This is a genomic window from Mycoplana rhizolycopersici, assembly GCF_013378445.1.
GTDB classification, from domain to species: Bacteria; Pseudomonadota; Alphaproteobacteria; order Rhizobiales; family Rhizobiaceae; genus Mycoplana; species Mycoplana rhizolycopersici.
Window position 1 is genome coordinate 1 of record NZ_JABXYK010000069.1, and the last position, 335, is coordinate 335.

Below are 335 nucleotides of genomic sequence, written 5' to 3' on the forward strand. Positions count from 1 at the left end.
CCCATGGCGATCGAAGCGAACCTGAGCTTCTCTTCTACGGCATCGCGCTCGGCCAGCAGCGTTCGGATCGCTTCCAGCGCGTTGCCGTCGTGCATTTCAAGGATCGCGACCGCCTCGTCCATCGGAGGCGGGTCGTCAGCTGGGGCGGCGCTCATTGAAGCGGCAGACGGAGTTGGCTGCCGGTCTTGCGCAGCACATAGGCGGGACGCGGTGCTTCAAGGTTCTTCCGTGCCTCCGCACGACGGGCAAGCATACGCTCACGAAGCGCCTTGGAGGCTGCAACCGCGGCGAGGGCATTCGCGATGACTTTGTCGGTACCGGCCATATCGAGAACT

The 335-nt window shown here is 63.9% G+C and carries 1 protein-coding gene; it reads right to left on the minus strand.

The window, feature by feature from the left end; genetic code table 11:
• Positions 1–151: 151 nt before the first annotated feature.
• Positions 152–335: hypothetical protein (locus HV823_RS26445; RefSeq protein ID WP_176952634.1), on the minus strand; the 184-nt coding region annotated here is incomplete at its 5' end.